The sequence below is a fragment of the Saccharicrinis aurantiacus genome, from assembly GCF_001660705.2.
Taxonomy (GTDB): Bacteria; Bacteroidota; Bacteroidia; order Bacteroidales; family Marinilabiliaceae; genus Saccharicrinis; species Saccharicrinis aurantiacus.
Genome location: NZ_LYBV02000007.1, coordinates 1 through 21416 on the forward strand (window position 1 = coordinate 1; position 21416 = coordinate 21416).

16 protein-coding genes are annotated in these 21416 nt (G+C 35.0%); 7 read left to right on the forward strand and 9 right to left on the reverse strand.

What is annotated here, in order from left to right; all coding sequences use genetic code 11:
* The first annotated feature begins 521 nt into the window (after positions 1 to 521).
* The 6 genes from sufB (at position 522) to A8B35_RS02680 (ending at position 6643) form a co-directional block, all read left to right on the forward strand.
* The gene (sufB, locus tag A8B35_RS02655) at positions 522 to 1970 is read left to right on the forward strand and encodes a Fe-S cluster assembly protein SufB (RefSeq protein ID WP_075601867.1); all 1449 of its coding nucleotides are present in this window, start codon (positions 522 to 524) and stop codon (positions 1968 to 1970) included.
* A 143-nt stretch (positions 1971 to 2113) separates the two neighbouring features.
* On the forward strand, positions 2114 to 2866 hold the full coding sequence (sufC, locus tag A8B35_RS02660) for a Fe-S cluster assembly ATPase SufC (protein ID WP_075601868.1): 753 nt from the start codon (positions 2114 to 2116) through the stop codon (positions 2864 to 2866).
* A 40-nt stretch (positions 2867 to 2906) separates the two neighbouring features.
* A complete protein-coding gene (sufD, locus tag A8B35_RS02665; protein WP_075601869.1) occupies positions 2907 to 4298 on the forward strand; it encodes a Fe-S cluster assembly protein SufD in 1392 nt (463 codons plus the stop codon).
* 157 nt (positions 4299 to 4455) lie between these two features.
* Entirely contained in the window at positions 4456 to 5676 is a 1221-nt protein-coding gene (locus A8B35_RS02670) for an aminotransferase class V-fold PLP-dependent enzyme (protein ID WP_075601870.1), read from the forward strand.
* A 133-nt stretch (positions 5677 to 5809) separates the two neighbouring features.
* Positions 5810 to 6232 (forward strand): SufE family protein, encoded by a 423-nt coding sequence (locus A8B35_RS02675; protein WP_075601871.1) that lies wholly within the window; start codon positions 5810 to 5812, stop codon positions 6230 to 6232.
* Between the two features lie 93 nt (positions 6233 to 6325).
* Positions 6326 to 6643 (forward strand): DUF59 domain-containing protein, encoded by a 318-nt coding sequence (locus A8B35_RS02680; RefSeq protein ID WP_075601872.1) that lies wholly within the window; start codon positions 6326 to 6328, stop codon positions 6641 to 6643.
* 83 nt (positions 6644 to 6726) lie between these two features.
* On the opposite strand, the gene secG is transcribed toward A8B35_RS02680, so the two are convergent.
* From secG to A8B35_RS02700, 4 genes are read right to left on the reverse strand one after another with little or no spacing between them, the layout of a single operon-like run.
* A complete protein-coding gene (gene secG / locus A8B35_RS02685; RefSeq protein ID WP_075601873.1) occupies positions 6727 to 7062 on the reverse strand; it encodes a preprotein translocase subunit SecG in 336 nt (111 codons plus the stop codon).
* A gap of 17 nt (positions 7063 to 7079) precedes the next feature.
* Positions 7080 to 7967: a hypothetical protein gene (locus tag A8B35_RS02690; RefSeq protein ID WP_075601874.1), complete on the reverse strand. Its 888-nt coding sequence runs from the start codon at positions 7965 to 7967 to the stop codon at positions 7080 to 7082.
* A gap of 23 nt (positions 7968 to 7990) precedes the next feature.
* Positions 7991 to 8491, reverse strand: a complete 501-nt coding sequence (locus A8B35_RS02695; RefSeq protein ID WP_075601875.1) for an LptE family protein — start codon at positions 8489 to 8491, stop codon at positions 7991 to 7993.
* A 27-nt stretch (positions 8492 to 8518) separates the two neighbouring features.
* On the reverse strand, positions 8519 to 9775 hold the full coding sequence (locus A8B35_RS02700) for a sigma-54 interaction domain-containing protein (protein ID WP_075601876.1): 1257 nt from the start codon (positions 9773 to 9775) through the stop codon (positions 8519 to 8521).
* A gap of 251 nt (positions 9776 to 10026) precedes the next feature.
* On the opposite strand from A8B35_RS02700, the gene A8B35_RS02705 reads away from it, so the two are divergent.
* On the forward strand, positions 10027 to 12042 hold the full coding sequence (locus tag A8B35_RS02705; protein WP_075601877.1) for an alpha-amylase family glycosyl hydrolase: 2016 nt from the start codon (positions 10027 to 10029) through the stop codon (positions 12040 to 12042).
* Between the two features lie 61 nt (positions 12043 to 12103).
* Here the strand turns inward: A8B35_RS02705 and glgP are convergent, their stop codons facing one another.
* From glgP to A8B35_RS02730, 5 genes are all read right to left on the reverse strand, one after another.
* Positions 12104 to 16336, reverse strand: a complete 4233-nt coding sequence (gene glgP, locus A8B35_RS02710; RefSeq protein ID WP_075601878.1) for an alpha-glucan family phosphorylase — start codon at positions 16334 to 16336, stop codon at positions 12104 to 12106.
* Positions 16337 to 16406: 70 nt separating this feature from the next.
* On the reverse strand, positions 16407 to 16718 hold the full coding sequence (locus A8B35_RS02715; RefSeq protein ID WP_075601879.1) for an isoamylase early set domain-containing protein: 312 nt from the start codon (positions 16716 to 16718) through the stop codon (positions 16407 to 16409).
* A gap of 154 nt (positions 16719 to 16872) precedes the next feature.
* Positions 16873 to 18165: a glycoside hydrolase family 57 protein gene (locus tag A8B35_RS02720; RefSeq protein WP_083634277.1), complete on the reverse strand. Its 1293-nt coding sequence runs from the start codon at positions 18163 to 18165 to the stop codon at positions 16873 to 16875.
* A gap of 32 nt (positions 18166 to 18197) precedes the next feature.
* A complete protein-coding gene (locus A8B35_RS02725; protein ID WP_075601880.1) occupies positions 18198 to 19481 on the reverse strand; it encodes a glycosyltransferase family 4 protein in 1284 nt (427 codons plus the stop codon).
* Between the two features lie 2 nt (positions 19482 to 19483).
* Complete coding sequence (locus tag A8B35_RS02730; RefSeq protein ID WP_075601881.1) at positions 19484 to 21412, reverse strand: glycogen debranching enzyme N-terminal domain-containing protein; 1929 nt, start codon at positions 21410 to 21412, stop codon at positions 19484 to 19486.
* Positions 21413 to 21416 lie beyond the last annotated feature (4 nt).

Here is a 21416-nt window from a genome sequence, read left to right on the forward strand (position 1 = left end):
TAAAATCAGCAAGGCCCATTTCGGTTTCGATGAAGCTTGAAAAAAAAATAAATCCTACCAAAACCTCCAATTACCTTACTAATTCACTACTTTTTTGTAGAAAATAGACCAATGCCCTCCTTATTTTCTTGGTTTTTATTAAAAAAGTATAAAACAAAAAGCCTCACTCTGCATTTGTTGCTGTTTTTAAATTACAAAAGTTATTTTTAAGAAATTAAATTCTTGTACCACCCAAGGGTTGATTTGCAGATAAGAGGTATGTCTTATCATTTTATTTTGTGAATATATTGGGGAGTTAAGCTACGTTATGTTTATTAGGGTCGAGTTTGTGTAAATCATAAATGCAGACTCTAACTGTTGCGTATAGCATTCAAGCCGTCTGGGCTTATTTAGAACACCTTAATTTTATTTAATCTAAATAGTTTATTAATTTTGCAAGCGCATGTTAAACGCGTGCATTTCTAACAATTGAACTCTAATAAGTTTTGCTTGTTAGAAGGTAGAATTTATAGTAGAAAATTATGGCAGAAGACCAAGATAAGATATTAGAAGAAGTAACGGGTAGTGAATATAAATATGGGTTTTCTAGTGATATAGAAACCGAAACAATACCCAAGGGCCTTACCGAAGATGTAGTGCGCTTAATCTCGGCAAAAAAAGAAGAGCCAGAATGGATGCTTGAATTCCGTTTAAAAGCGTTTGCCCATTGGCAACAAATGGAAACGCCTGATTGGGCTCAATTAAATATTCCTGAAATAGATTTTCAAGATATCATATATTACGCCGCGCCTAAGCAAAAACCACAGCTTGAGAGCATGGATGATGTTGATCCGGAGCTAAAAGCTACCTTCGATAAATTAGGGATTCCCTTAGAAGAGCAAAAAGTACTTTCAGGAGTAGCGGTTGATGCAGTGATCGATAGTGTATCTGTGAAAACTACTTACAAAGAAACTTTAGCAGAGAAGGGCATTATATTCTGTAGCTTCAGCGAAGCATTGCAGGAGTATCCTGACTTGGTAAAAAAATACGTAGGCTCAGTTGTGCCTTATACCGATAATTATTTTGCCGCATTAAACTGTGCTGTTTTCAGCGATGGATCATTCGTATATATCCCCAAGGGCGTTCGTTGTCCTATGGAGCTATCTACTTACTTTAGAATTAACGCCATCAACACAGGTCAGTTTGAGCGTACCTTAATTGTTGCCGATGATGACAGTTATGTAAGTTACCTCGAAGGATGTACGGCACCGCAGCGCGACGAGAATCAATTACACGCCGCAATTGTTGAAATTGTTACCATGGAACGTGCCGAAGTGAAATATTCAACGGTACAAAACTGGTATCCTGGCGATAAAAATGGTAAAGGCGGTATTTATAACTTTGTTACCAAAAGAGCACTTTGTAAGGGCGATTACTCAAAAGTAATGTGGACTCAAGTAGAAACAGGTTCAGCCATTACATGGAAATACCCAAGTTGTATTTTAATGGGCGACCACTCCAACGGAGAGTTCTACTCAGTGGCAGTAACCAACAACCATCAGCAAGCCGATACAGGTACAAAAATGATTCACATTGGTAAAAACACCCGAAGCTTAATTGTTTCAAAAGGGGTTTCTGCTGGTAAAAGTCAAAATAGCTACCGTGGTTTGGTTCGTGTGAATAAGAACGCTGAGAATGCGCGTAACTTTAGTCAGTGTGATTCATTATTAATGGGCGATAAGTGTGGCGCACACACATTCCCATATCTCGAAATCAATAATAGTTCAGCTGTTGTTGAGCATGAGGCTACCACTTCAAAAATTGGAGAAGATCAAATATTCTATTGTAATACCAGAGGTTTATCAACCGAAGATGCAGTAGGATTAATTGTGAACGGTTACGTTAAAGATGTAATCAATCAGTTACCAATGGAGTTTGCAGTAGAAGCACAAAAATTATTACAAATTAGTTTAGAAGGAAGTGTTGGATAAGACACAAGTAGCAAGTATCAATAGTTAAGAAGGATACTTGACAACACTAAAAAACTATTATATAAACAACATCAAATTCAAGAACAGATCAAACAGATAGTTTTACTACTTGTGTCTTGATACTTGATACTAATTTTAGAAAAATGTTAGAGATAAAAGACTTACACGCCAAAATAGACGATAAAGAAATACTAAGAGGAATTAACCTTACGGTTAAACCAGGAGAAGTACACGCCATAATGGGACCCAATGGTTCTGGTAAAAGTACCTTATCATCGGTTCTTGCCGGTAGCGAGGTGTTTGATGTATCAGCCGGAGAGGTTAACTTTTATGGTAAAGACTTATTAGACTTACCTGCTGAAGATAGAGCCCGCGAAGGATTATTCTATAGCTTCCAGTATCCTGTTGAAATTCCGGGAGTTAGTATGGTTAACTTTATGCGTACTGCCCTTAACGAGCACAAAAAATACAACGACGAAAAGCCACTTTCAGCAAGTGAGTTTTTAAAGTTAATGCGCGAAAAGAAAAAGGTAGTTGAAATTGACTCTAACCTAACAAACCGTTCTGTAAACGAAGGTTTCTCGGGTGGTGAGAAAAAGAAAAACGAGATTTTCCAAATGGCAATGCTTGAGCCTAAACTATCTATCTTGGATGAAACAGATTCGGGTTTAGATATTGATGCCTTACGTATTGTAGCTAATGGTGTAAACAAGCTAAAGTCGAAAGACAATGCAACTATTGTAATTACGCACTATCAACGTTTGTTAGATCATATTGTACCCGACTTTGTTCACGTATTATATAAAGGACGTATTGTAATGTCGGCTGGTAAAGAGTTGGCTTTAGAGTTAGAAGAAAAAGGTTACGATTGGATTAAGAAGCAATTCGAAGATTAAGAACCCGTAACGGAGTATCAACTATTTAAAACTTTGAGCCATGAGTAGCACGGGTATAGATAAAACAGAACAAATATATGTTGACCTGTATGAGAATAATACAACACTATTAAATAGAGTTGTTTCTGATGCAGTTTCGCAACAGCGAGATAAAGCCATTGAATTATTTAAAAGCAATGGTATTCCCCGAAGAGGAAACGAAAATTACAAGTACTCTAAATTAGAACCTTACTTTAAAGAAGAATATAAAACTGATTTTCAACACGAAGTTTTTAATCAGAATTTAGATGACGTTTTTAAATGCGAAGTTCACGATTTAGATGCCACCACTATTTATTTAATAAATGGATGGTATTACCGCAAAAATAAGTTGCCAGCATCTTTACCAAAAGGTGTGGTTATCGGAAGTTTTGCTGAAATCTCAAAATCACATCCTGAGATTGTTGAAGCACACTATAATAAGTATGCTAAGAATGATGAGGATAGCTTAGTAGCACTGAATACTGCTTTTGCGCAGGATGGATTCTTAATTTATGTGCCTAAAGGTGTTGTAATTGAGAAGCCTATTCAGATAGTGAATATCATGCACTCTTCTGAAGACTTGTTGGCATTTCCACGTAACTTGGTTGTGATTGAAGAAAATGCGCAGGCTAAAATATTGTTATGTGAGCACACTTTAACCGAAAGTAAATATTTGGTGAATGCAGTAACAGAAGCTTATGTGGCTAAAAATGCTATTTTCGATATTTATAATATTCAAAATCAGCATAACTTAACCACTTGCGTTAACTCTATTTTTGTACACCAAAAAGAACACTCAAGTGCCTTAACACATAATCTTACATTGCATACGGGTACAACGCGTAATAATGTATATGTTGATATGGCTGAGGAGCATTGCGAATCGCATGTATATGGTTTATATATCACAGATAAAAACCAACATGTTGATAACTTTTCATTCATCGATCATGCCAAGCCTAATTGTTATAGCGAAGAGCTTTTCAAGGGTGTTTTGGATGATAAATCAACGGGTGCTTTTGCAGGTAAAATTATGGTTCGCCCCGATGCGCAGAAAACAAGTGCATTCCAACGCAACGATAATTTACTATTAACTGATACAGCTAAAATGAATACCAAGCCAATGCTTGAGATTTATGCTGATGATGTGAAATGTTCGCACGGTGCAACAGTAGGACAGTTAGATGAAAAGTCGATGTTTTATCTACGCTCACGCGGTATTGGTAAAGATGAGGCTCGTATTCTATTAATGTATGCCTTCGCTTACGAAGCTGTTGAAAAAATTAGAGTTCCCGCTTTACGCGATGAAATAAAAGAATTGGTTGAGAATACTTTCAGAGGCGAATTAGACAAGTGTAACTCTTGTGTGCTTTGCGGATCTGAAGCAAGTTCTCAATACACTTGCATGTAATTAATGGTTCTCATAAATGAGAACCACTCAGTATAAAGTATAAAGACGAAAGTATAAAGATTTGAATAGGTTAATTGTAGAATAATCCACGTTTGGGTTTTCTCTTTATACTTAAGTCTTTATACTTTTGTCTTATTTCCCAATAAACAGACAACTTATGAGTATTAACATTGAAGAAGTAAGAAAGCAATTTCCAATTCTAGAAACACAGGTTTACAATAAGCCCTTGGTTTATTTCGATAGTGCTGCTACTACTCATAAGCCACAGCGTGTAATTGATAAGATTGATGAAGTGTATAAAACTTTGAATAGTAATATTCATCGCGGCGTACATTACTTGAGTAATCAAGCAACATTGGCTTACGAAGAAGCACGAAATAAAGTACAAGGCTTTATTAATGCCGAGCATAGCCATCAGGTTATATTTACCTCTGGCGCTACTGCAGCTATTAACTTAGTGGCAAATTCGTTTGGCGAAACTTTTATTAACGAAGGAGATGAGATTGTTGTTTCTACCATGGAGCATCATTCTAATATTGTGCCTTGGCAATTGCTTTGTCAGCGCAAAAAAGCGGTTTTAAAGGTGATTCCAATTAATCAGGATGGTGATCTTGAAATGGAAGCATACAAATCTTTATTATCTGATAAAACAAAAATTGTTGCCGTAACACATGTATCCAATGCTTTGGGAACCGTGAATCCTATTCAGGATGTAATTGATTTGGCGCACGAAAAGAATATTCCAGTAATGGTAGATGCTTCTCAATCGGTACAACATATCGGTATTGATGTGCAAAAAATGGATTGCGATTTATTGGTATTCTCAGGTCATAAAATATATGGTCCAACAGGTACTGGCGTTTGTTATGGTAAAGAGGATTTATTAAATCAGATGGTTCCATGGCAAGGAGGTGGCGAAATGATTCATAAAGTATCGTTTACAGAGACTACCTATAATGAATTGCCCTTTAAGTTCGAAGCCGGAACGCCAAATATAGCAGGAGCCATTGGCTTGGGAGAAGCCATTGATTTTGTATCGGAGTTAGGTGTGGATAATATTGCTGCCTACGAGGATGAATTGCTTCAATACGCCACTAATAAATTGATGTCTATCGAGGGCATGCGAATTATAGGAACGGCTAAAAAGAAATCGAGTGTAATCTCATTTTTAATTAATGATATTCATCCCTTTGATATAGGAACATTGTTAGATAGAATGGGTATTGCCGTTCGTACTGGTCATCATTGTGCACAGCCTATTATGGATCTTTATGAAATACCAGGCACGCTACGAGCTTCTATTGCGGTTTATAATACCAAAGAAGAAATAGATCAGTTGGTAGCTGCATTAACTAAGGTTGCAGTGATGTTTGCATAGTACTCTTTTGTGAGAATAAAATTATAACATTCATTATAAATGGTTTTTAGTATAATTCCCCATATTTGTAATGCCAAAAGAATATCAGTCGCAGCCTAATGTTCTTTTGGTATAAAATAATTATACGAGAGTTATGACAATTAACGAGATACAAGAAGAGATAATTGAAGAATTCGCCACTTTTGATGAGTGGATGGATAAGTATGGCTATTTAATTGAATTAGGTAACGATTTAGAGCCTTATGATGATACCTACAGAGTAGATCAGAATATATTAGATGGCTGTCAGTCTAAAGTATGGTTACATGCATGGATGGAAGATGGTAAAGTATATTTTATGGGCGATAGCGATGCCATCATAGTAAAAGGAATTGTAGCTTTAATGATTCGTGTTCTATCGGGTCAATCGCCAGACGATATCCTTAGCTCAGAGCTTAAATTTGTAGAAGAAGTAGGCCTTAAAGATCATTTATCTCCAACGCGCTCTAACGGTTTAGTCGCAATGATTAAGCAGATGCGATTATTTGCTTTGGCCTTTAAGGCTAAGCAAGCATAATTATAAGGTGATAGAAAAAGCTGAACAAATTGATTTGTTTAAGTCTTTTACTATTGACTTTATAAGTAGTTGACTTTATAAATTATATAAAAGATGTCGAACGAATTTTTATCAATAGAAGAGGAAATTGTTACTGAATTGAAAACAATTTTCGACCCGGAGATACCGGTTAACATTTACGACTTAGGTCTTATTTACGAAGTAAATGTAGGCGAAGGTGGTAAAACACAAGTTGTAATGACGCTAACATCACCAAACTGTCCGGTTGCTGAATCAATGCCCGAAGAGGTTTTTGATAAGGTAAGTGGCGTTGAAGGTGTAACACATGTTGATGTGAATCTTACATTTGATCCACCATGGACTAAGGATATGCTTTCAGAGGAAGCAATGCTTGAGCTCGGATTATTGTAATAGAATAATAATATTTCTATAAATGATAAAAGGCCATCTCAATTATTTGAGATGGCCTTTTTATATACTGTATTTGTATACTTCTATTCTTCAGTTGCAGTTTCTTCTGCAGGAGCTGATGGGAAATTAGGAACAGCAGTTTCAGGCTGTGCAATTTGCTCTAATTTATCATCTAAAGCGTTACTTGAAGCTTCAGGTCTTTCTAGAACCATTACGGCAACAAATGAAAGTACTAATAATCCACCTGCTAAATACCATGTGGCTTTTCCTAAAAAGTCGGTTGTTTTTCTAACACCCATTACTTGATTCGAGGCTGAAAAATTAGATGCTAATCCACCACCTTTAGAATCTTGAACTAAAACAATAAGCGTTAATAAAACACTCACAATTATTACTAGTACCGAAACAACTTGATACATATCTTTTCTTTATTTAATTAATTTTCCTTTAACTCACTAATTCGACGTGCAAAGTAAGCATTTTTTTCAGGATATTTCAAGCGTAATTTTTCTAATATTGAAATAGCCTTATTATTATGTCCTTGCTTCACAAAAATATTGGCCAATGTTTCACTCATTATATCCTCAGAAACTTTGTTATGACTCTCTGATAGGTCAATTTCCTTTTTAGGTTTGCTAGGGTTTGGCGTAATTTTAGGGTCAGTGCTTAAGAAGTTCTCTATCAAATCCATCTTTTTATTAACCTCTTTTACTTTCTTAGCTTTGGCCTTTTTATTTTTCATCATAAACAACCAATCCGAAAATGAATGATTGCTACTATCTGGTTTCTCGTTTAGTTCCTCTAGTTCATTTAAAGAGTAAGCCGGCGTAATACTTCTTTCATAATCCAGTAAATCAGCTGCTGGAAGCACAATTTCGTCTAAGGCTTTATTTTCTTTAGTCTCACTCTGAGGATTATTTATTTTTAACGATAAGCCAATATCATCACTTAGCTCATCAGATGCGTTTAAGTAATTGTCAGTTAATGTAATTTGCTTTTGCTTCTTTTCATCTGGCTCTGGCGCAACTATATCTGTTTGTGGAGCCACATTAACTTCTTCAGTAGGCTCTTTTTCTACGTGCTCTAAAGTTTCAATTTTATGAAGAAGAAAAAATAGTTTACTTCTATCGGCTATATAAGCAGCCGAATGTTTTAGCTCACTATTAAATTTAATATGGTCAAGCTGATGCAAGTTTTTAAGCATAAGCATTCTACCCATTTGAAAAAATGGGTATTCCTCAATGACTTCTTTTAGCTGTGCTAAAGACTTTTCATCAAGTTTGCTTGGGTTGTTAATTAACTGACTGAATGTTTGCTTATTCACTATGTTTTATGCCTAAATATGATCTACCAATCAGAGAATGCTTTATTAAATATATCTTCAGTAATTTGCTCAAGCATTAATCCGGTTAACTCAGATTCAATCTCTGTGATATTCTTTTCGCTCGAGAAATCTTGGTAAGCGGTAAACGACGATTCCCAGTTATCTTGCGGATTTTTAAAGTTACGATACCTTATTTTAACCGTCATGGATAAACGAGTTTCTGCTGATATTGCATCTGCCTGAATTGCCATCGGGCGAACAGAGTATGCTGTAATTTCTCCAGAGAAATCAATATCCGCATCCCTTTCAATCAATATTAATCTTGATTCGTTGGTAACACGATCTTTTAAGGCTTCGGTAGTTTCCTGACTTAATGTAGGGTTAATTAGTGGAGCTCTGTTTTCAATGTATTGAACACTAAAAGTTTTGAGTCCCTCTGGCACCGAAGCTCCATTCATGGTTAGTTTAATTGAGCATGAAGCAACAATGCAAAACAGGAATATATATCCGAATATTTGTTTCATTTATTTTTAACTTTTGATATTTTATAATTAGTTGGTAATCTGATATTCTTTAATTTTTCGATACAATGTTCTCTCAGAAATACCCAAATCTTTAGCTGCATATTTACGTTTGCCATTGTATTTATCAAGTGCTTTCTTGATCAATTCAATTTCTTTCTCTTCTAGAGATAACGATTCTTCAATAAACTCTTCGGTATCTTCAATATGATGTTGAGGAGCTGAATGTACATTATCAACAATTACTGACGCAGGATTAGAACCTGCTGTAGGTTGAAATACTTCACCATCCTGATTGCTATATAGTTTCTGAATAATCTGCGCATGTTCTCCACTTAGGTTTGGAGATCCATCTTGCTTCATTAAATCAAGTACTAGCTTTTTTAGGTCGCCCATATCCTTTTTCATATCAAAAAGAACTTTGTAAAGAATCTCTCGTTCATTCGAAAAAGAGGTTTCGCTACTAGAGCTGCCTTCCATTACAGCAGGTAAATTAACCCCTCTATCATATGGAATGTATTGACGTATTCTTTCTGCATTTATTTCTCGCGTACCTTCAATAACAGACATCTGCTCGGTAATATTTTTCAACTGTCTAATATTACCTGGCCAACGGTATCCTGTGAGTAATTCTGTGGCTTCTTTTTCCAATTTTATCGAGGGCATTCTATAGCGCTCAGCAAAATCGTTAGCAAACTTTCTAAAAAGAAGGTGAATATCTTCGGTTCTATCTCTTAAAGGAGGAACAGATATGGGTACACTGCTTAATCTGTAATATAAATCTTCACGAAACTTTCCTTCGTTGGTAGCTTTATCCATTTTAACATTTGTGGCAGCAACAACCCGTACGTTTGTTTTGTGAACTTTAGAAGATCCTACTTTAATAAACTCTCCGGCTTCAAGTACACGTAATAATCTTACTTGCGTAGATAAAGGTAATTCCCCAATTTCATCTAAAAATATGGTACCATTATTTGCCTCTTCAAAATATCCCTTTCTATCCGATAGTGCTCCTGTAAAAGCACCTTTTTCATGACCAAATAGTTCGGAGTCAATTGTTCCTTCAGGAATGGCACCACAGTTAACCGCGATATATGGTCCGTGTTTACGAGCACTATATTGATGAATTATTTTTGGAAACACCTCTTTACCGGTACCGCTTTCTCCACTAATAAGTACGGATAAGTCGGTGGGAGCAACTTGTACAGCAACATCAATAGCTCTATTTAATCCAAATGAATTACCAATAATACCAAATCGTTGTTTTATCTGTTGTAAGTCTTTCATGTTAAAATATTTAATAAGATCTTTTAATGGCGTTCAAACTGAACTTAAAGGAAAACTTCAACTTAACTGCTAAAGTTGCAGGTAAGACTGACAAAATTACAATTTTTATCAGAATTAGATTAATAAAAACTTAAATAATCCTGTGTTTTCTGATATTTAAAGAGTGTGTTATTTTATGTTATTTTTTTAACAAGAAATGGTTCATTTATAGGAATAGTTTATAATTTAAGGTTCTTAAAATTTATGAACCTATGAATACTCCTGAGATTGTAAAAACTGACCCCTGGCTTGCTCCGTTTGAAGGTGCTATTAATAATAGAATTAGTCATTATCATCATACTAAAACACAATTAGAACAATACTTTGATACGCTTGATAATTTAGCAAGTGCCTATAAGTATTTTGGTGTTCAGAATGAGGATGACGAGCAGGTATATAGAGAATGGGCACCCAATGCTGAAGAGGTTTATTTAGTAGGTGCTTTCTGCAACTGGGAAAAAAATAATGATTATAAGTTTACACCTCTGAGCAATGGAGTGTGGGAGTTGAGGTTGAAAGAGCGTAAGCTCAAGCATGGCGATTTATTTAAGTTACACATCTTTTGGGAAGGTGGTGATGGAATGCGATTGCCCGCTTATGCAAGAAGAGTGATACAAGATGAAGTAACTAAGGGATTTGATGCACAGTTATGGATGCCTCGTGATAATTTTACTTGGACAGATGATAAATTTAAACCAAGTGTAACACCTCTCTTGATATACGAAGCCCATATTGGGATGTCATCAGAGAAAGAGGAAGTGAGTTCTTTTATCGACTTTAAGAATAATATACTGCCTAGAATTGTTAAAGCGGGTTATAACTGTATACAATTTATGGCTATTCAAGAACATCCGTATTACGGGAGTTTTGGCTATCATGTATCTAACTTTTTCGCTGTTTCCTCACGTTTTGGAACTCCCGAAGAATTAAAAGAACTTATTAACGAAGCACATAATAATGGGATAACCGTTATTATGGATATCGTTCATTCGCATGCAGTGAAAAATGAGTTAGAAGGTATTGCGAAGCTTGATGGAACGAGTTATCAATATTTTCACGATGGAGGAAAAGGCGATCATCCGGCATGGGATAGTAAGTGCTTTAATTATGGTAAAAATGAGGTAATGCAGTTTTTACTATCTAATTGTAAATTTTGGCTCGAAGAATTCCATTTTGATGGATACCGATTTGATGGTGTAACAAGCATGTTGTATACCCACCATGGTTTGGAGTATAGTTTTTCATCGTATGGTGATTATTATAATGGCACTGAAGATATAGATGCGATGACTTACTTGACTCTTGCCAACGAGATAATTCATCAGGTGAAACCCGAAGCAATTACTGTTGCTGAAGATATGAGTGGTTTACCAGGATTAGCAGCACCAATAAAAGATGGAGGAATAGGGTTTGATTATCGCCTATCGATGGGCGTACCTGATTTTTGGATAAAACTTATTAAAGAGCACAGTGATGAAAACTGGAATGTAGCTCAAATATTCCACGAATTATCTCAGCATAGAGCAGGAGAAAAAGTGGTGTCTTATGCCGAGTCTCATGATCAAGCCTTGGTAGGGGATAAAACCATATTATTTAGGCTTGTGGATAAGGAGATGTACGATAAAATGGATTTGGCTTCTCAAAGCTTAATTATTGACAGAGGTATTGCTTTGCATAAAATGATTCGTTTGGCAACAATGACTACTTCTTCAGGGGGCTATTTAAATTTTATGGGAAATGAATTTGGGCATCCAGAATGGATTGATTTTCCAAGAGAAGGAAATAATTGGTCGTTTAAACATGCTCGCCGACAATGGAATTTAATGGATCATAAAGATTTAAAATTCCAATGGTTATCAAACTTTGATAAAGCAATGATTGATCTTGCCAATAAGGCTTTTTCTGTACCTGATGAGCCATGTTATAGTGTGATGGCAAATGAGGTAGATCAGGTTATGTGTTATAAGAGGGGGAATTACTATATGATATTTAATTTCTCACCTAGCAATTCTTATACAGATTATGGTATTTCAGTGGTGCCTGGTAAATACAATGTTGTGCTAAGTTCAGATAATAAGAAATTTGGAGGTTACGGAAATATAGATGAGGATTATTTGCATTTAGCTGAGAAAGTGCCATTTCAAGATAATCATTATCAAATAAAGTTATATATACCTAGCCGAACTGCCATGGTATTAAAACACAGCGCACCAAAGCGAGTTTACTAAATTTATTAAATCAAGTAAAAAAGCCGTCTCAATTATATTTTTGAGACGGCTTTTTTGTTAATTAGATCCATTTAATACATGAAATATCTTGCTGATAAACCATGTCTTCATTCTGAGGGAGTATCCTTATACCAAAGTCATAAACACCAGGTATATTTAGTGTATGGCTTAATGTATAAAAACGTTTGGAATCTTGTGTTCGTTCAAGAACAAATTCTTGAATCTTAATAATTTTAGCTTCGCCATTATCTTTAACATCCGCAAAAACAGCTTCAACTAATAAATTAGTATCAGCAAGCGTTTTCATATCAATTATTAAATTAATATCGTAAGTGTCTCCAATATCTAACTGTTGACTATAAATATCTGGCAGTTCTACATTTACAACTTCAATATCATTCCAGTTGGCTTTTACTCTTCTTTTCCAGTGTGTTAATTCTTTTGCTTTTTGGTAATCGTTACTTGTAAGCGTCTTCAAGCGTTGATCCATTTTGCGATAAAAGCGAATAAGATAATCATCAATCATTCGTTTGGTAGTATATGTAGGAGCTATTTCAGAAATAGAATTTTTCATATATTTTACCCAACCAGAAGGAATCCCCTTTTCATTTTGATTATAAAATAAAGGAATTATTTCGTTTTCAAATATGCTGTAAATATTTGCAGCATCTAATTGGTTTTGTACTTCTTGGTCGTTGTATGTTTTTACATCACTCAAGCACCAACCTGCTTCTTCTTTATAACCTTCGTACCACCAACCATCAAGTACACTAAAATTGAGCACACCGTTAAGTTCAGCCTTTTCACCACTAGTTCCTGAGGCTTCAAGCGGGCGTGTTGGAGTATTAAGCCAAACGTCAACACCACTCACTAAACTTTTAGCAAGTTCCATATCATAGTTCTCTAAGAAGATAATCTTCCCTAAGAATTCTGGTTTTTTAGATATTTGTACTATTTGTTTGATAAGGGCCTGTCCTCCGCCATCAGCTGGGTGGGCTTTACCAGCAAATATAAATTGAACTGGTTTATTTGGGTTATTCACAATGGCAGATAAACGTGCCTCGTCGGTAAATAATAAGTGTGCTCTTTTGTAGGTTGCAAATCTTCGAGCAAAGCCTATAGTAAGTGCGTTATTCTTAATAAGGTCTTTTACTTCTATTACCTCAGAAGGAGCAGCATGGCTATTTACCATATTATCTTGAATACGCTTTTTTACAAACTTGAGTAATTTTTTTCGCAGTTTAGTTCTTGTTGCCCAAATGTCTTCATCTTCAACTTCGTGTATTTTGCGCCATAATTCATTGTTTGATAAATCGGTTTTAAACCTAGGATCAAATACCTTATCATATAATTTCTGAATATCAGGAGAAGTCCAAGTGCCGTAATGTACACCATTGGTGACATAATATATTGGTGATTCTTCAGGAAAGAACCCTTTCCATAAACCTTCAAACATTTGACGAGAAACTTTACCATGTAAACAACTAACCCCATTTATTTCTTGAGAGGTTTTTGCAGCCAATACACTCATTGAGAATTTCTCAGAATGGTCATCGCCATTTTCTCTTCCCAATGCCATAAATTCATTCCAAGAAATGTTAAGTTTTTCCGGAATATTTCTGAAGTATACGCGTATTAAATCTTCATCGAACTTATCATGACCGGCAGGAACAGGAGTGTGTGTTGTAAATAAAGAACTGGCTCTCACTAGTTCAAGAGCTTCGTTAAAAGAAAAGTTTTGGTCAACTAGCTTTTTAAGCCTTGATACATTAATTAAAGCAGCATGTCCCTCATTACAGTGGTATAGATTTGTTTTGATGTTTAATTTGTCTAGAAGCTTAATGCCTCCCATACCTAACAAAATTTCCTGTTTCAGCCTGTTTTCCCAATCTCCGCCATATAAGGAATGCGTAATTAGTTTATCACTATCGCTATTTTGCTCAACGTCGGTATCTAATAAATATAATGGTACTCTACCGACATCGGCTTTCCATACTTTGGCAAAAACATTTCTACCAGGAGCATTAAGCTCAAGTATGTGAGGAGAGTTATCTTCATTTTTGATTAAGGTAAGTGGTAAGTTTGAGAATTCTTGCTTGTCAAAATTTGCTTGTTGGTCTCCATTTGGCCCTAAGGATTGACGGAAATATCCATGACGATACAATAAACCGACTGCTGTAATATTTACGTTGGAGTCACTGGCTTCTTTTAAGTAATCGCCAGCAAGAACACCTAATCCACCCGAATAAATCTTTAGGATATCATTTAAACCATATTCCATGCTGAAGTAGGCAATACTAGGATCCTCTATTTTTGGACGATCCATATAGTTACGGAACTTCTTATGAACAAATATAAATCTGTTATAAAAATCATCTTGTTCAGAAAGCTCTACAAGATGATCATAGTTCACAAGTTCAAGGAGTTTAATAGGACTTTTATTTTGCTTAATCCATAACTTAGGATCAATAGATTCAAATAAATCATAAGCTTCATAGTTCCATGTCCACCATAGGTTATGTGCTATTTCCTGTAAGCCATTTAATTTTTCTGGGAGTTTAGATTTTACACTTAATCTTTTCCATATTGGAAAAGAGGAGCTCTCAGGTGTGAGATGTATTCTTTTTTCTCGTTTTATAGTACTGAAAGAATCTTTGCGATCTTCAACCTTCGTAAGAGCAGTATCATAGGCTTTATAATAATTGCCAATCATAAGATTCCACTGCAATTTTGAAGAAAGTTGGAATGCTTTAACTTTTATAAGTTCCAACTCTACAGGTGACTTATGAGCAAAATCTATGATTACATCTACTATGGCTTTGCTTGCGTTATCGTAGTTTTTATCATTCCGTTCTATAACAGCAACGCCGTCGTCAATATCCTCGCATTGTCCTTTCGCCCAAGTACCAAATCCAGCTAACGATGTGGTTATTGTTGGTATAGAGTACGCTAAACTTTCAAGTGGAGTATAACCCCATGGTTCATAATACGAAGGAAATATACTAATATCCATTCCTATCAATAAATCATAGTAATGCATATTAAAGATTCCATCATTACCATCTAAATAGGATGGGACAAAGATTAGTTTAATGGTATCTGTTAGGTCGTTATTTAAATGGATATCTTGAATTTTATTTAAGATTGGGTCGTATCCTAAATCATTTAACCCATGAGTTAAAAACGGGTTATCTAATTTAGAGGTATTGGTACCATTAAGTTTTCCTACCAAGTCTTCACGTGCACCAAAGTTATTGGCAGGAATTAATACGAAAACAATTGTTTCTCTGTCGTAACTTTCTGTTTCATTTAGCTTCTTTAAGCTATCAAGAAGTATGTCAGTTCCTTTGTTTCGGAACTCATATCTTCCACTATTGGCAATAAATAAAGCGTTATCAGATATTGGGTAGCCCAATAGAGCTTCGCTAATTTCTTTTAGTTTAAGTCTAGTGTCTTTTCTTTTTTTAGCGAAATCTGGTTTGTTCGGTATTATAAGATTATTAAATCCATTGGGTGCAACAACGTCTACCTTTCGGTCAATAAATCTTTCGCACTCAACAGCCGTTATTTCAGATACTGTTGTAAAGCAATCTGCATTTATGGCACTTTTTTTCTCAAGGGAATGTTTTGAAACGACTCCAATCTCTTGAGCAACAACATCTATATTGATAGGATCAGTATCGTTGTAAAGTGCACCACCATTTCCAGCTATGGAACGTCCCATTACAGTGGCGTGTGCTGTAAAAATGGTAGCAATCTGGGGGAGCGTGTTTTTAAGGTAGAGGATACCGCTACCAGTCATCCACTCATTAAAGTGGGCTACTACTTTATTAGTTTGATTTAAATAACATTTATAAAAACTTTCGATAGTCTTAGCAATAGCATATCCGAAAATAACACTTTCTACATAGTCCCAATTTCCAGATATTGAGTCTAGTTGGTACGTTTCCCAGAACCGAGAAAGAATTTCATTCTTTTGAGGGATAAACGAACTGAAGTCAACTAATAAAACGATTGGTGTACCTTCAATATTCCACCTCCCAATTTTTACTCGTAGCCCTTCTTTAAGTAATTGATTTCTCCATTCAGGAAAAAGTGACGCATCATCAGAAAACTCTTTCTGTGATGAGGTATTATCTAAAATATCAGGACCAATAAATATAATTTGGTCATGGAAAGTGTTAACTAATGTAGATGCTTTGCTAGCTAGTACAGTATGGATACCACCAATTTTGTTACATACTTCCCAACTCGATTCGAAGATATAATCGGGGCTTTTATAATCTGTTGTCATGGATTTTGTTATTTGGGATTTGGAAAAAAGAGCATCCTATAAGCATTAGTAATGCTCTTTCATAAGAAAACTATAAATGCAGAACGCAGTTTTGCTCAATACTATCTACTCCATTATTGATAAATTCATCAGCTTCTTGATCGTTGATCCATAGTGAGTTATTTACTAAGTAGCGAAATTGAACTTTATCACCGCTTGATAGATTGATTGTTTGTGTAAAACCACCTGTTTTTAGAGGTTTCATAGGTTCTGCATTCACATCCCAGTTGTTAAAGTCACCAATTACTTGAACTTTTTCAGGGCTTAAATCTTCCGACTTTTCGAATTTAAAAGTCACTTTACATTCAGGTTTACTTTTTAAAAATTGCTTTTTGATACTCATGCTTTTTAGATTTTAATATTTGTAAAATAGGTTAATAAAGAAAAAACTTAAATCAACAAATGGTTATTTATGTGTTGCTGTAGTGTCAGCGGCTTGAGTTATCAGGCGAGTATATAAATTAAGAGAAATTACTTTATATACCCGCAAAAAGAAGTTATTTAACAGTTTCAAATGCCTTAAGTGCACTTTCTAGCTTAGCAATTTTAGCATCTTTATCTTTTATAATTCTAGTAACATCAGGTTCGTTACTAATATTAGGAACTGCAATGTTTAATCGTAATGAAAAGTCGCTTAAAACATTCATGTAGTTAATGAATGCCTGATAAGGTGATTCGTATGGATTAAAGTATGCATGCACATCGCCATCAGAAAAATATTTTGTACACATATAATAAAAATGATCACTTGTTTGAAGGTATGCCCAATCTTCAAGGAGCTTTTCATCTGTACATTTTTTTATTTTTGGTAATAATGCATATAGTTTATTAAAAGCTTCTTCTTGCATTTCGTTACCAAGCCATGCTGTTAAATCCCTTTCTTCATCGGCCCATGATATTGGATGTGGAACATTGATAGCAGAAATTGGTTGTAGGTTGTTGGCTACTTCAGATGGGGTAGAAAAAGTAAATTCATCATGTTTTAATATTTCTTTAGGGAGTTTCTCTAGAAATTTAAAGATACCAGTTTCTTTCCATTGATGTTCTCCAAAGGTTTCGTAATCCATGAATAAGTTCACTACTTCGTTACCTATATCAAGGTCTTTAAGCCACTGTGTATATTTTTTAGGCGTTAAAGGGTACTCGCTCCAACCTTGATTTCCGAATCTAAATGCTATATCATCGCTTAAAATATGATTTTTGAGTAATATCTTAAGTTTTGGATTAATTGAACTACAGTATAAGTAATTCGGACTCTTCCATCCTAGAACGTGCTTAGCACCTTCGGTTAGCATTGCTTTGTAGCCGAGTTGATGCACCATTTCTCCCATTTCATCAGAGTAGATTAACTCTGTGTTTCTGAAGACAGTAGGTTTCTGGTTAAATAAATCTTCGATGAGTTTACTATGTTTTTCAACTTGAAGTTTAAACTCTTCAGGATCCTTTAAAGCGACCAATGAGTGACTATATGTTTCTGATAAAAATTCAACATGGCCAGTAGCGGCCAATTTCTGAAAACTCTCGATAACCTCAGGGGCATATAATTGAAATTGTTTTATTGCAACACCAGATAGGGAAAAGGCTATTTTAAATTTTCCTTTATTTGCGTCTATTAATTTTAATAATAAAGCATTTGCAGGGAGATAGCATTTTTGTGCAATTTTTAATAGTATGCTTTCATTGGTATAATCGTCGTAATAATAATGATCATTTCCAATATCGAAAAAACGATATCTTCTGAAGCGAAATGGTTGATGTACTTGGAAATAAAGACATATAGTTTTTTTCATTTTGTAGTTTTTTATACGGTTTTTTAAGGGTTTTATATCACAGAGTCGTAAACGTTTTTAACTCTGAGCGCTGAGTCTTCCCATTTAAGGGATTCAACTTCACTTTTCCCATGTTTTATAAACATATTTGAGAGTGAAGGATATTTTAGTACACCATACATAGCATCAGCCATTGCATCAATGTCCCAAAAGTTAGTCTTTATAGCATGATCTAATATTTCGGCAACTCCTGATTGGTAAGATATAAGTACAGGTACGTTACTTTGCATAGCTTCAAGTGGTGAAATTCCAAAAGGTTCAGATACTGAAGGCATTACATACAGATCGCTAATTCGTAACATAGAAAACACTTCTTCGCCTTTTAAAAAACCTGTAAAGTGAAATCTATCTGTAATTTTTAGTTCGGCAGCTCTACGAATCATTTTCTCCATCATATCTCCACTACCAGCCATTACAAATCTTACATTATCCATTTTTTGCAAAACCTTATGCGCTGCTTCAATGAAATATTCAGGCCCTTTTTGCATTGTAATTCTTCCAAGGAATGTTACAATTTTTTCATCGGTACCTTTCTTTATTGGTAGTGAGGTAGTAGCCACTTTAGGGTCGAGTGCATTGTACACTGTAACTACTTTTGCAGCAGGAATACCATATTTCTCAATAACAATGTTACGAGTTAAATTACTTACGGTAATGACTTTATCCGCAGCTTCTAACCCCCGTTTTTCAATCTCGTATACTGTAGGATTAACGCTACCTCCACTTCGATCGAAATCGGTTGCATGAACATGTACAACAAGGGGTTTGCCCGATGCTTCTTTAGCAGCAATTCCTGCAGGATACGCCAACCAATCATGTGCATGGATTACATCAAAGTCATTATCTTGTGCAATAATATTGGCTACAAGCCCGTAATTGGCGATCTCTTCTAGAAGGTTAGCCCCATATTTACCTGAGAAGTCAATTTTACCTTCGTCGTTGGTATGTACAATCTTCTTTTCACCATCTATCTTTTTTCTGGTGAGTTTCCAATAGTCTTCAGGATCTACATAAGGAATGATATGTGTATCTACCTCAATGTATTCCATTTCTTTTTTAAACTTATTAAAGTCAATCTTACGTTGTCGAATGGATATATTATTGGCTCCAACGAGTTCCATTGCTTCCTGGTCTTCATCGCCATAAGCTTTAGGAACAACAAATAATACATCCAAATCCTCTACATGAGATAATCCTCTAGTTAAACCGTAGCAAGCGGTTCCGAGTCCTCCTGTAATATGAGGAGGAAACTCCCATCCAAACATTAATACCCTCATATTTAACTGTAATTTTCGATTAGTTTTAAAATTTTTAATACTCCAGCTACATTCCAAGCCATACTTACAGCACCTTTTCCTTTATAAGGAGGGTTCCCATCAAAATATTCAGGTAATGTACCCAAACAGTGGTCGCCTAATTCCTTTTTAAAGTCTTGTGCTATATTTTTTATGTGTGAAATTCCACTTGTTTTATGTAATTTGAGATAGCCTTCTGCGTAAAATGACATCAACCATGGCCAAACTGTTCCTTGGTGTAGCTGTTTCTCTCTTAAATATTCAGGTCCTGAAATTATTCCTTCATAGAACCCATCCTGAGGAGAAAGTGTTCTTAATCCTTTAGGGGTTAATAATTCTCTTCTAACCGTGTCTACAACCTTCTTCTTTTGGCTCTTATCTAGGGGTGAAAACTCGAAAGCTGTTGCAAAAATCTGATTTGGTCTTATTGAAGTATCCATGCCGTTATTGTGAACAACATCGTATAAGCATTCGTCTGCTTTATTCCAGAATGTTTCAACAAATGAGCTATCAAGTTTATCAATTATAGATTGAGCTGATTCAATAAATGCTTTATCAGTAAAGTGCTGATCTAATGAAGTTACGAATTTTAGTGCATTATACCATAATGCATTTACTTCAACACAAACTCCATTTCTATGAGTTACGGCTTCTTGATTAGAAATTGAGTTCATCCAAGTAAGCGGTTTGTCACTGTCATTATTTTTTAAAAGGCCATTATCTAATAGTATAATATTATCAAATTTATCATATAAGAAGGCTTGTATTAATTTGGAGAAAGTATCTGAGTGGTTAGATAATAGATTCTCTAACACTTTCTTATCCCAGCATTGTTGTAACATCCAAAATAACCATAAAGGAGTATCTGCTTCCGGAGCATTGCAGACTTTGTCATTTAAATATACTTTTGAAATCTCTGTTATTGCTGAGTTACTAACTTCTAGCAAAAGATCGTTATTATTCAATGCCTGTGTTAAAAGAGGAAGCGATATTAATGTATCTCTTAAACGTTTTTTATACCAATGATAACCTGCTATCATTGAAGTTGTATTTTTTTCAGTTACGAAAAACTGAGAGGCAGCATTTAATAAGTCATTTTTAAAACTATCCCGAGGAATTCTTTTGTTTACTTCTTTTGTAAATCGAGTTTTAAAACCGGATGTTTTGAATGCTTTTGTACTTGCCGAAACAATTACACTTTCTCCCTTTTTGATATCAAATTCAAAATAGCCTGGTACAAATAAGTCTTCTTTGTATTCATAGCCTCTTTTTTGTTCTTTTATATACTCAATGCCATTATACCAATCAGGACTAGCTACAAATTCACTGTTTTTAGAGACTTGAATATTGATGCCTGGTATTTCATCGTACATCTTAAGTTGTATGCCGTTCTCAATATGGTTATACTTTGTATTTGCATTGAGGTTTGCGTATGTTAGTTCATGTACACTCCTATTGGCAAAAAAAGGCTTTAATTTAAGTTTTGTGTCTGAATTAGCTTCAAGTAATGTGTATTTGAGTAATACTTGTTCCTCTTTTTCTGAAAGAATAGTTTCAACAGAAAGTAATACACCACCAACTTGGTAAATTGTTTGAGGTATTACGTCAAAACCAAATTGTTTAACATATTTGTGTCCTTTCGGTTCATAGTGGTTACCACTGTATTTGTGTAAACCTAAGTTAAATTCTTTTTCATGTTGTATCACCGTAATATCTAATGAACTTAATAACACATGCCGCATCATATCCAAATTTGGAATTGGGCATACTAATAAGCCATGGTATTTTCGCGTATTACAACCAATTATACTAGAGCTGCAATAGGACCCGGCCCTATTGGTTCGCAGTATCTCCTTAAACAGAGAGTACTCAAGGTTAACTAGTTTGTGTTTTTCTAGTGATAAGTACGCCATAGAT

Bases quoted from the DNA above. Each gene is read 5' to 3' on its own strand.
- A8B35_RS02715 (WP_075601879.1), bottom strand. From the start codon at position 16,718: ATGAGTATCAAAAAGCAATTTTTAAAAAGTAAACCTGAATGTAAAGTG.
- sufC (WP_075601868.1), top strand. From the start codon at position 2,114: ATGTTAGAGATAAAAGACTTACACGCCAAAATAGACGATAAAGAAATA.
- glgP (WP_075601878.1), bottom strand. From the start codon at position 16,336: ATGACAACAGATTATAAAAGCCCCGATTATATCTTCGAATCGAGTTGG.
- A8B35_RS02700 (WP_075601876.1), bottom strand. From the start codon at position 9,775: ATGAAAGACTTACAACAGATAAAACAACGATTTGGTATTATTGGTAAT.
- A8B35_RS02725 (WP_075601880.1), bottom strand. From the start codon at position 19,481: ATGAGGGTATTAATGTTTGGATGGGAGTTTCCTCCTCATATTACAGGA.
- A8B35_RS02675 (WP_075601871.1), top strand. From the start codon at position 5,810: ATGACAATTAACGAGATACAAGAAGAGATAATTGAAGAATTCGCCACT.
- A8B35_RS02670 (WP_075601870.1), top strand. From the start codon at position 4,456: ATGAGTATTAACATTGAAGAAGTAAGAAAGCAATTTCCAATTCTAGAA.
- A8B35_RS02680 (WP_075601872.1), top strand. From the start codon at position 6,326: ATGTCGAACGAATTTTTATCAATAGAAGAGGAAATTGTTACTGAATTG.
- sufD (WP_075601869.1), top strand. From the start codon at position 2,907: ATGAGTAGCACGGGTATAGATAAAACAGAACAAATATATGTTGACCTG.
- A8B35_RS02730 (WP_075601881.1), bottom strand. From the start codon at position 21,412: ATGGCGTACTTATCACTAGAAAAACACAAACTAGTTAACCTTGAGTAC.
- A8B35_RS02705 (WP_075601877.1), top strand. From the start codon at position 10,027: ATGAATACTCCTGAGATTGTAAAAACTGACCCCTGGCTTGCTCCGTTT.
- sufB (WP_075601867.1), top strand. From the start codon at position 522: ATGGCAGAAGACCAAGATAAGATATTAGAAGAAGTAACGGGTAGTGAA.
- A8B35_RS02720 (WP_083634277.1), bottom strand. From the start codon at position 18,165: ATGAAAAAAACTATATGTCTTTATTTCCAAGTACATCAACCATTTCGC.
- secG (WP_075601873.1), bottom strand. From the start codon at position 7,062: ATGTATCAAGTTGTTTCGGTACTAGTAATAATTGTGAGTGTTTTATTA.
- A8B35_RS02695 (WP_075601875.1), bottom strand. From the start codon at position 8,491: ATGAAACAAATATTCGGATATATATTCCTGTTTTGCATTGTTGCTTCA.